The sequence below is a fragment of the Stappia stellulata DSM 5886 genome (assembly GCF_000423705.1).
In the GTDB taxonomy this organism is placed as follows: Bacteria; Pseudomonadota; Alphaproteobacteria; order Rhizobiales; family Stappiaceae; genus Stappia; species Stappia stellulata.
In genome coordinates this window covers 225,122-238,379 of sequence record NZ_AUIM01000010.1, presented here as the reverse complement: position 1 = coordinate 238,379, position 13,258 = coordinate 225,122, and the positions used below count along the sequence as shown (strand labels likewise).

Here is a 13,258-nt window from a genome sequence, read left to right as displayed (position 1 = left end):
AAGAAGGGCGCGCGATGGGCGAGCCGGTCAGGGTTGCCCTGCGCAGCCTCACCTTGTCTGATTTCAGGAACTACGAGGCGCTTTCCGTAACCTTCGAGGCGCCCCTGATTGCGCTGGTTGGCGAAAACGGGGCGGGCAAGACCAATCTCCTTGAGGCGGTTTCGCTTTTGACAGCGGGGCGCGGTTTGCGCCGGGCCGCGCTTGACGACCTCGCGCGCCGCGATGCGCCGCGCGGCTGGGCGGTGTCGGCGCGGATCGACGGCAGTGGCGGGGAAACCCGCATTGGAGTGGGGCATGCGCCCGGCGATCCCGGGCGCCGCATCCGCATTGACGGAGCGGATGCACGCAGCTCCGACATGCTGCTCGATTATGTGCGTGTTCTCTGGCTTTTGCCGTCGATGGACGGGCTTTTCACCGGGCCGGCCGGGGACCGGCGGCGGTTCCTGGACCGCTTGGTGCTGGCCATCGACCCCGGTCACGGGCGCCGCGTTGCCGATCTGGAACGCACATTGCGGGCCCGGAACCGCCTGCTCGACGAGCGCGGCTCCGATGCATTTCTCGATGCCGTGGAGGCGCAGCTTGCTCCGCTCGCCGTTGCCGTCAGCTACGCCCGTCAGGAAACCGTGACATTGCTTCGGGCACGCATGGCCTCCCAGGCGCGGGCCGGTCAACCGTTTCCGCAGGCCGACGTCGCCCTGGCCGGTGCCTTCGAGGACAGTGCCGCCGGGGCCGCCGCCGGCGACCTTGAGGATGTCTATCGCGACATGCTGGCGGCCGGACGTTATCGCGATCGGGCGGCGGGCCGCACGCTCGAGGGACCGCATCGCTCGGATTTGACCGTGCGCCATGTCGCCAAGGACATGCCGGCCGCGCTCGCCTCGACCGGCGAGCAGAAGGCGTTGCTGATCGGCCTCGTGCTCGCTCATGCGGAGGTGGCCGCGGCGACCGCCGGGCTGACACCGCTGCTGCTTCTCGACGAGGTTGCCGCGCATCTCGATCCCGAGCGTCGGCGCGCTTTGTTCCAGCGTCTCGAGACCCTTGGCCTTCAGGTCATGATGACCGGGACGGACCCGTTTCTCTTCACCGAACTGCCGCCCGGCAGCGCGATACTAAAGGTCGCAAACGGTACGGTTTCGGTCTATAAGATGTCATAGATCGGCGGCCGATTGCCCGCGCGGTGCGCAGTGTCCGGCACCGATCGCCACCTGATCCGGCTTTGGCGCGTCCCCGGCGGCGCGCAGGGTTGGCATGTGAAGGTTTTCCGACATGGATCTTTCGGCACTCGCGCTGTTCGCGGCTGCGCTTTTCGTGGCTGCGGCCTTGCCCGGTCCGGGCGTTGCGGCGATAGTCGCGCGCGTTCTGGCCAATGGCCGCCAGGGCGCTTTTGTCTTCTGCTTCGGCGTGGCGCTCGGCGATGTGATCTGGCTCGGTTTCGCCGTCGCCGGTCTCGCCGTGGTGGCGAAGACCTTTGCCGGCGTCTTTCTGGCGATCAAATACGCCGGCGCGGCTTATTTGATCTATCTGGCGTGGAAGCTGTGGTCAGCTCCGGCGGACGCGGGGCTTGCGGGCACGGCGGCGCCCCGCAGCGAAAGCCCCTTGCGACTTGTCGCAGGCGGGCTTGCGGTGACCCTGGGAAACCCCAAGCCGATGGTCTTCTATCTCGCGCTTCTGCCCAACCTGATCGCGCTGGAGACCGTGACCGTGCTGGGATATATGGAGCTCAGCGTCGTGGTCCTGGCCGTTCTGGCCTTCGTGCTGGGCGGCTATTGCCTTTTGGCCGAACGGGCCCGTCGCCTGATCGCCAGTCCGCGTGCGGCGCGTCTCGTCAACCGGGGCGCCGGTGCCCTGATGGCGGGCGCGGCCGTGGCGATCGCAACCCGGTGAGGCGCGATCGGCGCTGTCTGGCCGTTAAGGTTGGTTGAACCCGCCCCATCGCCCCGTATACCTTCGAGTTCAAGACATTCAGTGAGCGATTGATTCGTATGAACGACACACCGACGCCCAGCGACAATGACCCGACCCTCCCGCAGGATCCGGATGCCTATGGCGCCGACTCGATCAAGGTCCTGAAGGGCCTGGATGCGGTGCGCAAGCGGCCGGGCATGTATATCGGCGACACCGATGACGGGTCGGGCCTGCATCACATGGTCTATGAGGTCGTCGACAACGCCATCGACGAGGCGCTGGCGGGCCATGCCGACCGCGTGACGGTGGCGCTGAATGCCGACGGATCGGTGACAGTGTCGGACAACGGCCGTGGCATCCCGACGGAGGTTCATTCGGAAGAGGGCGTGTCGGCGGCCGAAGTGATCATGACCCAGCTGCATGCGGGCGGCAAGTTCGACCAGAACTCCTACAAGGTGTCGGGCGGTCTCCACGGGGTCGGCGTGTCCGTGGTGAACGCGCTGTCGTCCTGGCTTGAATTGCGCATCTGGCGCAATGGCAAGGAGCACGCAATGCGCTTCGAGCACGGCGATGCCGTGTCGCCGCTCAAGGTCGTTGCCGAGGCGGACGGACGCAAGGGCACGGAAGTGAGTTTCCTCCCCTCGACCGAGACCTTTACACGCACGGAATTCGATTTTGCGACGCTTGAGCACCGGTTGCGCGAGCTGGCGTTCCTCAACTCCGGCGTCCGCATTCTCCTTACCGACAAGCGTGGCGTCGAGGATGTCGTCGTCGAACTGTATTACGAAGGCGGGCTTGAGGCCTTCGTTCGCTATCTCGACCGCGCCAAGCACCCGCTGATCGAGGATCCGGTGGTGATGAAGGCGGAGCGCGACGGCATCACCGTCGAGGCGGCGCTGTGGTGGAACGACAGCTATCACGAGCAGGTCCTCTGCTTCACCAACAACATCCCGCAGCGGGACGGCGGAACCCATCTGGCCGGCTTCCGGGGGGCGCTGACCCGCCAGATGACCGGCTATGCCGACCAGTCGGGGATCCTGAAACGCGAAAAGGTCTCGCTGACGGGTGACGACTGCCGCGAGGGACTGACCTGCGTCTTGTCGGTGAAAGTGCCGGATCCCAAATTTTCCTCGCAAACCAAGGACAAGCTCGTGTCCTCGGAAGTGCGGCCGGTGGTGGAAAACATCATCAACCAGACGCTGTCGAGCTGGCTTGAGGAAAACCCGGCGCCGGCGCGCGTGCTCATCGCCAAGATCGTGGAAGCGGCCAGCGCCCGGGAAGCGGCGCGCAAGGCGCGCGAACTCACCCGCCGCAAGGGCGCGCTCGACATCGCGTCCCTGCCCGGAAAACTCGCCGACTGCCAGGAGCGGGATCCGGCCAAGGCCGAATTGTTCCTGGTGGAGGGCGATTCCGCCGGTGGCTCCGCAAAGCAGGGCCGCAGCCGCGAAAATCAGGCGATCCTTCCGCTTCGCGGCAAGATCCTCAATGTCGAGCGGGCGCGCTTCGACAAGATGCTCTCCTCCAACGAGATCGGAACGCTGATCACCGCGCTTGGCACGGGCATCGGCAAGGAAGAGTTCAATCTCGAAAAGCTGCGCTATCACAAGATCATCATCATGACGGACGCCGACGTCGACGGGGCCCATATCCGGACGCTGCTGTTGACGTTCTTTTTCCGCCAGATGCCGGACCTGATCGAGAACGGGCACATCTATATCGCCCAGCCGCCGCTCTACAAGGTGAAGCGGGGCAACTCCGAGCAGTATCTGAAGGACGAGGACGCGCTGGAGCGTTACCTCATCGACACCGGCCTTGAGGACTGCGCGCTGACGCTCGCCAATGGCGAGGTGCGTACCGGACAGGACCTGCGCGCGGTGGTGGAGACGGCACGTACCGTGTCCCACACGCTGGACGGCCTGCACTCCCGCTATGACCGGGATGTGGTGGAACAGGCGATCATCGCCGGAGCGCTCGATCCCGACGTCCACGACGATCCGGACCGCGCGCGCGAGGCGGCCGCCTATATCGCGCGGCGGATGGATATTCTGGCGGACGAGTTCGAACGCGGCTGGGAAGGTCGGGTTCTCGACAACAGCGATCTGGTGTTCGAGCGCATCGTGCGCGGCGTGAAGGAAGTGGCGACCATCGATGCCGCTCTGATCGGCTCCGCGGACGCGCGCAAGCTCGACGCGCGCGCCGCGACGCTTCAGGAGGTTTTCGGCAAGGCCGCCACGCTGACGCGCAAGGACACCGATACGCCGATCCGCGGACCGCGCGCGCTTCTGGCGGCGGTCTTCGCCCAGGGACGCAAGGGCATTTCCATGCAGCGCTACAAGGGTCTTGGCGAAATGAACGCCGAGCAACTCTGGGAAACCACGCTCGATCCCCATGCGCGCTCCCTGCTGCAAGTGAAGGTGCGCGAAGCCGACGCGGCCGACGACATCTTCACCAAGCTGATGGGTGACGATGTCGATCCGCGCCGCGCGTTCATCCAGGACAATGCGCTGTCCGTGGCCAATCTCGACGTGTAGATTGCCGCCCGCGCAGAAACCTTGCCTGCGCGGCAATCTCCCTTTGACAAAGCCGGTCGCTCCCCCTATACGAAGCGGCCAAGACATTCCTCAAAAACAAGCCGCAAGCAACCTATGCCGACAATCAATCAGTTGGTTCGTCAGAACCGCAAGCCGACCGTCAAGAAGTCCAAGACGCCTTCGCTGGCGGGTAACCCGCAGAAGCGCGCCGTATGCACCCGCGTGTACACGACCACGCCGCGTAAGCCGAACTCGGCTCTGCGTAAGGTCGCCCGCGTGCGTATGACCAATGGCAACGAAGTCACCGCCTATATCCCGGGCGAGGGCCACAACCTGCAGGAGCACTCGGTCGTGCTCGTGCGTGGCGGCGGCCCGAACGATCTTCCGGGCGTGCGCTACCGCGTGATCCGCGGCGTGCTCGATACCCAGGGCGTCAAGGATCGTAAGAAGCGTCGTTCGCTCTACGGTTCCAAGCGTCCGAAGTAAGCCGCGCTCGGCGACACACGCCGAAGGCAGTTTGCGCGCACATTTTGACCCCCGGCAATGCCGGGGGTTTTTGCGTTTGCCGGGTGGGGTCTTGGCGGCGCGATCGCGTGTTCCAGCCGCGCGGCTTTCCGCTGGTCAGAGCGCTCCGCGATCGAGCCTGTCGAGGGTGCGGCGCGCGGCCGTACGATAGGCAGCCCGGGTGGCCGGCTTCATCCGCTCCCAGGTGCGATAGGGCTGGGCCAGGCGGGGATTCTTGGCGAGAACGTCCCTGTTGCGCAGCAGGAAATCCCAGTACAGCGGATTGAACGGACAGGCGTTTTCGCCGGTCTTGTCCGTCACGTCATAATGGCAGTCGCTGCAGTAGTCGGACATCTTGTTGATGTAGTTTCCGCTTGCCGCATAGGGCTTCGATCCGAGCAGGCCGCCGTCGGCAAACTGGCTCATTCCAAGCGTGTTCGGCAGTTCCACCCATTCATAGGCGTCGGCATAAACGGCGAGATACCATTCGTGGATCTGCTTCGGCTCGACGCCGGACAGGAGCGCGAAGTTTCCGGTGACCATCAGCCGCTGGATGTGATGGGCATAGGCTTCCGCGCGCGTCTGTTCCACCGCATCGCGCACGCAGGCCATCTTGGTGTTGGCGCTCCAGTAGAATTCGGGCAGGTCGCGCTCGGCGGAGAGGAAGTTCTCCTGCGCATAGTCCGGCATCTTCAGCCAGTAGATCCCGCGCACATATTCCCGCCAGCCGATGATCTGGCGGATGAACCCCTCGGCGGCATTCAACGGCGCATGACCGTCGCGATAGGCGCTCTCGACCGCGCGGCAGGTTTCGAGCGGGTCGAGCAGTCCGGCGTTGAGATAGAGCGCGAGGACGGAGTGATAGAGAAACCGTTCTCCCCTCAGCATCGCATCCTGATAGTCGCCGAAACCGGGCAGGGCCGTCTTGATGAAATGGGTCCGCGCCGCCTTCGCGTCCTTCTGTGTGACCGCGAAACGGAACGGCTCCAGGTCCCCGAACCGGTCGGGGAAACGTGCGGCGACGAGGTCGAGCACGGCGCGGGTTGTCTCGTCCGGTTCCACCTGCCTGGGCGAGGGCATGAAGAGGTCGCCTTTCGCCGGCTTGCGATTGTCCGCATCGAAATTCCATTGTCCGCCAACGGGCTCGTCGCCGTCCATCAACAGGCCGGTCTTGCGGCGCATGTCGCGGTAGAAATACTCCATGCGCAGTTGTTTGCGGCCCTGCGCCCATTGCGCAAAGGCTTCGTGGGAGCACAGGAAACGGTCGTCGGGGCAGATTTCGACCGGGATCCCGAATTGCTCCTGCCAGGTCTTCATTGCCTCAAGCACCCGCCATTCACCGGGTTCCGTTACCCGGACCCTGTCGGGCGAATGGCGATCAACCGCGCGCTTTAGCTCGCCGGTGAAGGTCCCGCTGTTGTCCGGATCCTCGAGACGCACATAGTCGACGGTCCAGCCGGCGCTTTCGAGCGCTCTGGCATGGTGGCGCATGGCGGAAAACAGGAAGGCGATCTTCTTGCGGTGATGCGCGACATAGTCGGCCTCTTCGCCGACCTCCATCATCAACACGCGCGCGCTGGCCGGATCGACAGCGCGAAGAGAGGGCAGGGTAAGCGTGAGCTGGTCGCCGAGAACGGGAATGAGAACGGTTGGTGTCATGGCGTGGAAGCTGTCCGAAGAGCAGGCCGGAGGGAACTGGATGCTCTTTCGGTTACGCAGCCGCCAAGGTTGTGGATCGTCGCCGCAATCGTTGGCCGTCAATACGAAAAAGCCGCCGGCGCGAACGCAGGCGGCTTTTCTGGTCTTGGATGCTGATCGTCACGATGCGCGGCGGAGACGTACCCGCGTGCGCCGCGTCGCCTCAGGCGGCAATGCGCTTCTGGGCACGGAAGGCAACCGGCGTGTTTTCGCGGTTGCGGCGGCGCTCCTCGGGAGAGATATAAACGAGCGCACGATGCTCGTCGCAGTAGGAAATCCCTGCCTCGACGCGGTTGCGACACGGAAAGGTGTAGTTGCCACCGGTGCCTTCTGCCCATTTGCATTGGCCGGCGCGCGGAAGTCGAAGATCAGTCATGGCGAAGCATACCCTTGTTGAGGCGCAACCGTCATCCGGCGGGCTGTGCGGCCCTTGCACGCCCCTGGGGGACGGCCATGTCATCGAACGAAGATGTCAACGGACGAAGCTGTGCAAGAATACCGGGGGCTGAGCCAGCCACCCGGCATGTGAAATCTTGTGCGTAATATAAGTGTCACATGGTCGCGCGCCAAGCGCATCCCCTGCATGGGAGCCATGTAAATATTGCAGTGCAGCATTGTGGTTAATGCAACAGGCTGTGCAAACAGGCCCTTGTCGCATCAACAGTCGTGTCTCAGCTTTCCTTTTCCTCGCGCAGGTTGGTCACGACGCGCCGGTTCTGCGCCTTGCATTCTTCTTCCGGACAGTCGCGCACCTTGCGTTCGGTGCCGTATCCCTTGGCCCAGAGACGTCCCGGGGCGACGCCCTTGGAAATCAGATAGGCCATGGTCGCGTTGGCACGGCGGGTCGACAGCGACCTGTTGTCCGCTGCTGTGCCGGGGTCGTCGGCAAAACCCTGGAGCTTGGCATACCAGTCTTTGTTGCGGTTAAGCCAGTCCGCCTGCTTGTCGAGCGTCATGCGCGCGGTCTCGTCGATTTCGGCGGATCCGGGTTTGAAGTAGGTCCGGCGGCCGACGTTCAGCATAAATGCCTCTTCGCTACCTGGCGCGAGATTGGCGAAACCGACCGCCGGCGCATTGGTGACATTGGGTGTGGCGATCGTGTCGGCCGTATTGCAGCCGGCAAGGGCAGCCGCGCCGGCGGCAAGGGCCAGGCCGAGGGCGAGACGTTTGGCGTTCGACGTGGCCACGAGGCGGGGGCTCCTGTTCTGTGTCATCCGTCCTGCGACCCCGTACCCAGATGTTCCAGAACCGAGACGCGCGTCCCGACCGGGCAGCGCTGGTAGAGATCGATCACGTCTTCAGGGAACATGCGAATGCAGCCGGAGGACACATCGGTGCCGATGCTCCAGGGTTCCAGCGTGCCATGCAGGCGGTACCCGGTGTCCGATCCGCTGTCGTGGTAAAGATAAAGCGCTCGCGGTCCGAGCGGATTGTTCGGGGCGCCACCTTCTACCAGGCGTGGAAGATCGGGCTGGCGCTTGAGCATTTCCGGCGGCGGCACCCAGCGCGGCCACAACGCCTTGCGCTTGATCTGCGCACGACCGTACCACTTGAAACCGTCGCGGCCGACGCCGACGCCATACCTCAGCGCCGTATTGTTTTCCCAGATCCAGTAGAGGAAGTGGTTGCGGGTGTCGACGACGACGGTGCCGGGCGATTCCTCGGAAAGATATTTGACCATCTGCCGCTGCCATTGCGGCTTGATCACAGAGAAATTCGTGCGCCGGTAGGCAAATCCATTGTCTTGCGAGGCACCGTCAAACCATTTCGAGGATGCGATGGCCGGCGTGGGCAGCGCCGACCACGCAAGAACCGCTCCGGCTCCAACGAGAATGTTGCGGCGCGAAAACGCCCCCGTTGCGTTCGCCCCGTTTGCCGGATGCTCTCTGGATGTCACTTCGTGGGTCATGCCGTCTCCTCCGCTGACGGGCGGAGCTCTTGCGACAGCGGACCGGCGTGGGTTCAGCCGGTCTCACCGCGCGCGTCCGCCGGACCTCGACGCGGGCCATTACGAAACAGATGGCGGAAAAGGTCAATCCCGGTCGGGCGGCGGCGTGGGGGGGAGAGCGCCGGCGGCGGCAAGGGCTTCCGGCGTGTCGAGATCGAGCCGCGCGCCCGGGCCGATGTCGACAAGCTTGAGTTCCTCTTGATGTTCGTCGATCAGATGGCGTGCACCCGTGTCGCCCTCGAGCCGGGCGAGCGCCTCGAAGTGGATCTTGTCCCACAAAACGGGATTGCCCCGCGCCCCGGCAGCGGAGGCCGCAACGACCGAGATGCCGGCCTGGGGGCTGTAGGCGGCGATCAGCCGGTCGAGTGAGTCCGCCGTGACCTCCGGCATGTCCGCAAGGAGGATGAGCGCGGCGTCGGCGTCGGCCGGCAATGCAGTGATCCCTGCGCGGAGGGAGCCGGCCATGCCCTCGGCGAAATCCGGATTGTGGACGAAGGTGACCGGCAGTCCGTCAAGCGCGGCCTCGATCTGCGCGCTCATGTGGCCGGTGACCACGGTGACGCTGGAAAGGGTGCTCTCCAGCGCCTGTCTGGCCGCGATGCGCACGATCGGTTCGTCCCCGATCTCGGCGAGGAGCTTGTTTATCCCGCCGGCCCGCCGCGCCTGTCCCGCTGCCAGCAATACGCCGGCGACGCGCGGTCGCGATGCGCCTTGCAAAGGCACCTCGCGCGGCTGCGGGCGCGATCCGATTTCCATCAGGAGGCCGCCGACTCCCATCTCCATGATGTCGTCTGCGGTCACGGGACAATCCGCCATGTAGCGGTCGAGCACCCAGTCGAAACCGTTTTCCTTTGGACTGCGGGCACATCCCGGTGCGCCGATCACCGGAATGCTCCCAACGTGACCGATCAGCAGGAGGTTGCCGGGATCGACGGGCATGCCGAAATGATCGACCTCGCCACCGGCTGCGCGGATGCCTTCCGGGATCACGTCCATCGGGTCGACGATGGCGGATGCGCCGAATACCAGAACCATCTCCGCCCCGGCGTTCACCTGGGCCCGGATGGCGCCGGCAACGTCCTCTACCGTATGCGCGACCCGCGTTTCGCCGGTCATGGTCGAGCCCGAAACGGCAAGCCGCGCCTCGGTGATCCGCCGCGTCTTGTCGAGCGTCTTTGTTTTCAGATGCGGAAGCGTGGTCGCGACCAGTCCGACGGGACGGGCGCGAAACGGAGCGACGCGCACCGACCCCCGCACGGTGTCCTCCGCCCGCGCCATCGGGGCCTCGGACACGGCAAGGGGGATGATCTTCGCCGTCGCCACCATGCGCCCGGCCGTGACCCGCGCGAAGGCGGGCAGGGTCGCAAGCGTGATCGCGGGGTCTATCCGGTTGACCGCATTGACCGCCCCGGCATCCACGATGAGCAGGCCGTCGCTTGCCGCGTGGAGATTGACGCGACCGGTGAATGCCGGTGCGCACGTCATGCCGCCTCCGTCGGCCGCGCAGGCCAGCCGCTCCGCCGCCCGGTCTTCGTGGCAATCGTCCGGGTCCAGGCGCGCCGCGACGACTTCTTCGACGCGCGCTGCCTCGAGCCTGCGGATATCTTCGGCTTGCAGGCAGTGCCCTTTCTTCAAGGCACCGCCGTCAAGGCGGATCGTGTGGGCGAGCAGGGCGCCTTCCGCATCTTGCGTGCGAAGGGGGCCGAATTTCACGACGCCGCCTCCGGCCCCTTTCGCAGGGCATGGATGATGTTGGCGAGGACCGCCACCGCGATTTCCGCCGGGGAGGCTGCCCCGATATCGGCGCCGATCGGAGCGTCGAGCCGGTCGAAGTCAGCCGTGCCGACGCCGGCCTCCAGCAGACGGTCACGGCGTTTGCCGTGGGTCTTGCGGCTGCCGAGCGCGCCGACATAGAAGCAGCCGGCGGCAAGGGCCGCGCGCAGCGGTGCGTCGTCGATCTTCGGGTCATGGGTGAGGGCGGCGACCGCCGTATACGGATCGAGGGCGACCTCGCCCAGAACGTCGTCCGGCCATTCGGCGAGCACTGTTCCGCCGGGAAAGCGCTCCGGTGTGGCAAAGGCGGTGCGCGGATCGATCACCACGACATCGAAACCGGCGATTTGTGCCATCGGCACCAGAGCCTGGCTGATGTGGACCGCACCGATCAGGACGAGACGCGGCGGCGGTACGCTCACGGTCAGGAAAAGCTGCGTTCCGTCCGGGTGCTCCACGATGCCGGATTTCCCGGATCTGAAACGGCGGGCAATGTCGTCGGCAAGCGGATCGCCGGTCATGTCGTCGCTCGGGCCGACCAGACGTTGGGGGCTGCCGGGAGCGTCCAGAGGGGTGATCAGGATCGCCGGTCGCCGGCCCGTGCGGGCGGCATTGAAGCGGGAGAGCAGATCGATATCCATCGGGGTCAGCTTCTGTCGATCGCGGGTGGAATTGCAAAGGGGCGTCGGTGAGGGGCGGGGGCGCTGGCGGGAGCCCGGTCACGCTCAGGCCGGCGCAGGTTCCCGGGTTACCGGCTCGACGAGCACCCGTATGCGTCCGCCGCAGGACAGGCCGACGCGCCACGCGGTCTCGTCGGCCACGCCGAACTCGAGCATGGCGGGTTTCTTTGTCGATATGACATCGACCGCTTCGGCGACGACCGCGCCTTCGACACATCCGCCCGAGACCGATCCCTCGAAGTTTCCCTCCGAATCGATCACCAGATGCGCACCGACAGGGCGCGGGGCCGAGCCCCAGGTCTCGACCACGGTGGCAAGCGCCACGTCACGGCCTTCCCGTGCCCAGGTTTCGGCCAGTGCGAGCGGGTCGCTGGCATTCGCGTCGGGTGCCGACTGCATGGGATCTCCTCCGTTTCGTCGGAATATAGTCCGCCTGAGCGCCTCTGCACAGGGAGGGCTGTCCGGCGACACCCCAAAAGAAAAGGGGCGAAGCCATGCCGGCTCCGCCCCTTGCATCAGTGAAAAAGGGTGCTTGCGTTATTCGGCGGCAGCGCGAAAGGACGGCGCCGCGGCCAGCACCGTGCCGTCGACGTGGCTCTCGAATTTCGCGAAGTTGGTCACGAACATCTCCACCAGCTTGGCGGCCTGTGCGTCATAGGCGGTCGGATCCGCCCAGGTCGAACGCGGATCCAGGATCTTGCTGTCGACGCCGCGCACCTCGAGCGGAACCGCAAAGCCGAAGTTCGGATCGGTGCGGCATTCGATGTCGCGCAGCGAGCCGTCGAGCGCTGCGCCCAGAAGGGCGCGCGTGGCACGGATCGGCATCCGGTGGCCGGTGCCGTAGGCGCCGCCGGTCCAGCCGGTGTTGACCAGCCAGCAATCGACGTTGTGAGCCGCGATCAGGCTGCGCAGCAGATTGCCGTATTCCGACGGATGCCGCGGCATGAAGGGAGCGCCGAAGCAGGTCGAGAAGGTCGCCTGCGGTTCGGTCACGCCCTTCTCGGTCCCGGCAACCTTCGCCGTGTAGCCAGAGAGGAAGTGATACATTGCCTGCGCCGGTGTCAGCTTGGCAATCGGCGGCAGGACGCCGAAGGCATCGGCCGTCAGCATGATGATGTTCTTGGGGCGCGGAGCGGTGCCTGTCGCGCTGGCATTTGGAATGAAGTCGATCGGATAGGCGCAGCGTGTGTTTTCCGTTTTGGATCCGTCATCGAAATCGGGAACGCGGGTCACCTCGTCGAGAACGACGTTTTCCAGAACGGTGCCGAACCGCTTGGTCGCGGCATAGATCTCCGGCTCGGCCTCTTCGGACAGCTTGATCGTCTTGGCGTAGCAGCCGCCCTCGAAATTGAAGATGCCCTCTGGGCCCCAGCCGTGTTCGTCGTCGCCGACGAGCGTGCGCGAGGGATCGGCCGACAGGGTCGTCTTGCCGGTCCCCGACAGGCCGAAGAAGACGGCGGTGTCGCCGTCGTTCCCGACGTTGGCGGAACAGTGCATCGGCATGATGCCCTTTTCCGGAAGCAGGAAGTTGAGCAGCGAGAACACCGATTTCTTCATCTCGCCGGCGTAGGACGTGCCGGCGATGAGAACGATCTTGTTCGTGAAGTCACAGGCGATCAGCGTTTCCGACCGGCAGCCGTGCCGTGCCGGATCGGCCTTGAAGCTCGGCAGGTCGATAATCGTCATCTCCGGCATGAAGCCGGCGAGATCGGCGTGGTCGGGACGGATCAGCAGATTGCGGATGAACAGCGAGTGCCAGGCATACTCGGTGAACACCCGCACATTGATGCGGTTGGCCGGTTCGGCGCCGCCATAGAGATCCTGGGCGTAAAGCGACATGCCTCGCGCATGGGCGACCATGTCGTCATGCAGGGTGGCGAAGGCCTCTGAACTCATCTGGGCGCTGTTGTCCCACCACACAGTGTCGCGTGTGGCATCGTCGAGAACGACGAATTTGTCCTTGGGCGAGCGGCCGGTGTGAACCCCGGTTTCCACGACCAGCGCACCGCCATCGGCAAGAACCGCTTCGCCGCGTCGCAGGGCATGCTCGTAAAGCGCAGGCGCCGAAAGATTGTGATGAAGCTCGCCGAGGTCGGTCAAACCGCCCATCTCCTTGGGAGTTGACCGAAGCCCTACGCCCTGATCCGCCATGTTCCGAGATCCCTGTCTGCGTTTCCGGTGTCGCGCGTTTTTGATGTCGCGTGGTTGCCTGTTCCGGC

General features: G+C 65.0%; 12 protein-coding genes. 4 read left to right on the top strand and 8 right to left on the bottom strand.

The genetic code is table 11. From position 1 onward, the window contains the following. The first annotated feature begins 14 nt into the window (after window positions 1-14). The 4 genes from recF (at window position 15) to rpsL (ending at window position 4,922) form a co-directional block, all read left to right on the top strand. Complete coding sequence (gene recF, locus G572_RS0106300; RefSeq protein ID WP_029057741.1) at window positions 15-1,154, top strand: DNA replication/repair protein RecF; 1,140 nt, start codon at window positions 15-17, stop codon at window positions 1,152-1,154. Window positions 1,155-1,266: 112 nt separating this feature from the next. Then, window positions 1,267-1,884, top strand: coding sequence for a LysE family translocator (locus G572_RS0106290; protein WP_029057740.1), 618 nt, complete (start codon window positions 1,267-1,269; stop codon window positions 1,882-1,884). Window positions 1,885-1,982: 98 nt separating this feature from the next. Next, window positions 1,983-4,436, top strand: a complete 2,454-nt coding sequence (gene gyrB, locus G572_RS0106285) for a DNA topoisomerase (ATP-hydrolyzing) subunit B (protein ID WP_029057739.1) — start codon at window positions 1,983-1,985, stop codon at window positions 4,434-4,436. Between the two features lie 114 nt (window positions 4,437-4,550). After that, window positions 4,551-4,922 (top strand): 30S ribosomal protein S12, encoded by a 372-nt coding sequence (rpsL, locus tag G572_RS0106280; RefSeq protein ID WP_029057738.1) that lies wholly within the window; start codon window positions 4,551-4,553, stop codon window positions 4,920-4,922. Window positions 4,923-5,057: 135 nt separating this feature from the next. Here rpsL and G572_RS0106275 read toward each other — a convergent pair whose 3' ends face one another. The 8 genes from G572_RS0106275 to G572_RS0106240 form a co-directional block, all read right to left on the bottom strand. Further along, window positions 5,058-6,599 carry a cryptochrome/photolyase family protein gene (locus G572_RS0106275; RefSeq protein ID WP_029057737.1) on the bottom strand — a complete coding sequence of 514 codons (1,542 nt, stop codon included), beginning with the start codon at window positions 6,597-6,599 and terminating at the stop codon, window positions 5,058-5,060. 202 nt (window positions 6,600-6,801) lie between these two features. Beyond that, window positions 6,802-7,014, bottom strand: coding sequence for a hypothetical protein (locus G572_RS0106270; protein ID WP_029057736.1), 213 nt, complete (start codon window positions 7,012-7,014; stop codon window positions 6,802-6,804). A gap of 295 nt (window positions 7,015-7,309) precedes the next feature. Next, window positions 7,310-7,825 (bottom strand): OmpA family protein, encoded by a 516-nt coding sequence (locus tag G572_RS0106265; protein ID WP_425423418.1) that lies wholly within the window; start codon window positions 7,823-7,825, stop codon window positions 7,310-7,312. Between the two features lie 23 nt (window positions 7,826-7,848). Further along, the gene (locus tag G572_RS0106260) at window positions 7,849-8,547 is read right to left on the bottom strand and encodes a L,D-transpeptidase (protein WP_051241763.1); all 699 of its coding nucleotides are present in this window, start codon (window positions 8,545-8,547) and stop codon (window positions 7,849-7,851) included. Window positions 8,548-8,670: 123 nt separating this feature from the next. After that, window positions 8,671-10,299: an NTP transferase domain-containing protein gene (locus G572_RS0106255; RefSeq protein ID WP_029057733.1), complete on the bottom strand. Its 1,629-nt coding sequence runs from the start codon at window positions 10,297-10,299 to the stop codon at window positions 8,671-8,673. Further along, window positions 10,296-11,000, bottom strand: coding sequence for an XdhC family protein (locus G572_RS0106250; RefSeq protein WP_029057732.1), 705 nt, complete (start codon window positions 10,998-11,000; stop codon window positions 10,296-10,298). Before G572_RS0106250 ends, G572_RS0106255 begins: the two co-directional genes overlap by 4 nt. Window positions 11,001-11,084: 84 nt before the next feature. Further along, window positions 11,085-11,438: an XdhC family protein gene (locus tag G572_RS0106245; protein ID WP_029057731.1), complete on the bottom strand. Its 354-nt coding sequence runs from the start codon at window positions 11,436-11,438 to the stop codon at window positions 11,085-11,087. Window positions 11,439-11,576: 138 nt separating this feature from the next. Next, complete coding sequence (locus G572_RS0106240; RefSeq protein ID WP_029057730.1) at window positions 11,577-13,190, bottom strand: phosphoenolpyruvate carboxykinase; 1,614 nt, start codon at window positions 13,188-13,190, stop codon at window positions 11,577-11,579. Between the last annotated feature and the right edge of the window lie 68 nt (window positions 13,191-13,258).

What these genes read in the sequence shown, in the direction of transcription:
- recF (WP_029057741.1), top strand. Translation starts at nt 15, where the DNA reads ATGGGCGAGCCGGTCAGGGTTGCCCTGCGCAGCCTCACCTTGTCTGAT.
- G572_RS0106290 (WP_029057740.1), top strand. Translation starts at nt 1,267, where the DNA reads ATGGATCTTTCGGCACTCGCGCTGTTCGCGGCTGCGCTTTTCGTGGCT.
- gyrB (WP_029057739.1), top strand. Translation starts at nt 1,983, where the DNA reads ATGAACGACACACCGACGCCCAGCGACAATGACCCGACCCTCCCGCAG.
- rpsL (WP_029057738.1), top strand. Translation starts at nt 4,551, where the DNA reads ATGCCGACAATCAATCAGTTGGTTCGTCAGAACCGCAAGCCGACCGTC.
- G572_RS0106275 (WP_029057737.1), bottom strand. Translation starts at nt 6,599, where the DNA reads ATGACACCAACCGTTCTCATTCCCGTTCTCGGCGACCAGCTCACGCTT.
- G572_RS0106270 (WP_029057736.1), bottom strand. Translation starts at nt 7,014, where the DNA reads ATGACTGATCTTCGACTTCCGCGCGCCGGCCAATGCAAATGGGCAGAA.
- G572_RS0106260 (WP_051241763.1), bottom strand. Translation starts at nt 8,547, where the DNA reads ATGACCCACGAAGTGACATCCAGAGAGCATCCGGCAAACGGGGCGAAC.
- G572_RS0106250 (WP_029057732.1), bottom strand. Translation starts at nt 11,000, where the DNA reads ATGGATATCGATCTGCTCTCCCGCTTCAATGCCGCCCGCACGGGCCGG.
- G572_RS0106245 (WP_029057731.1), bottom strand. Translation starts at nt 11,438, where the DNA reads ATGCAGTCGGCACCCGACGCGAATGCCAGCGACCCGCTCGCACTGGCC.
- G572_RS0106240 (WP_029057730.1), bottom strand. Translation starts at nt 13,190, where the DNA reads ATGGCGGATCAGGGCGTAGGGCTTCGGTCAACTCCCAAGGAGATGGGC.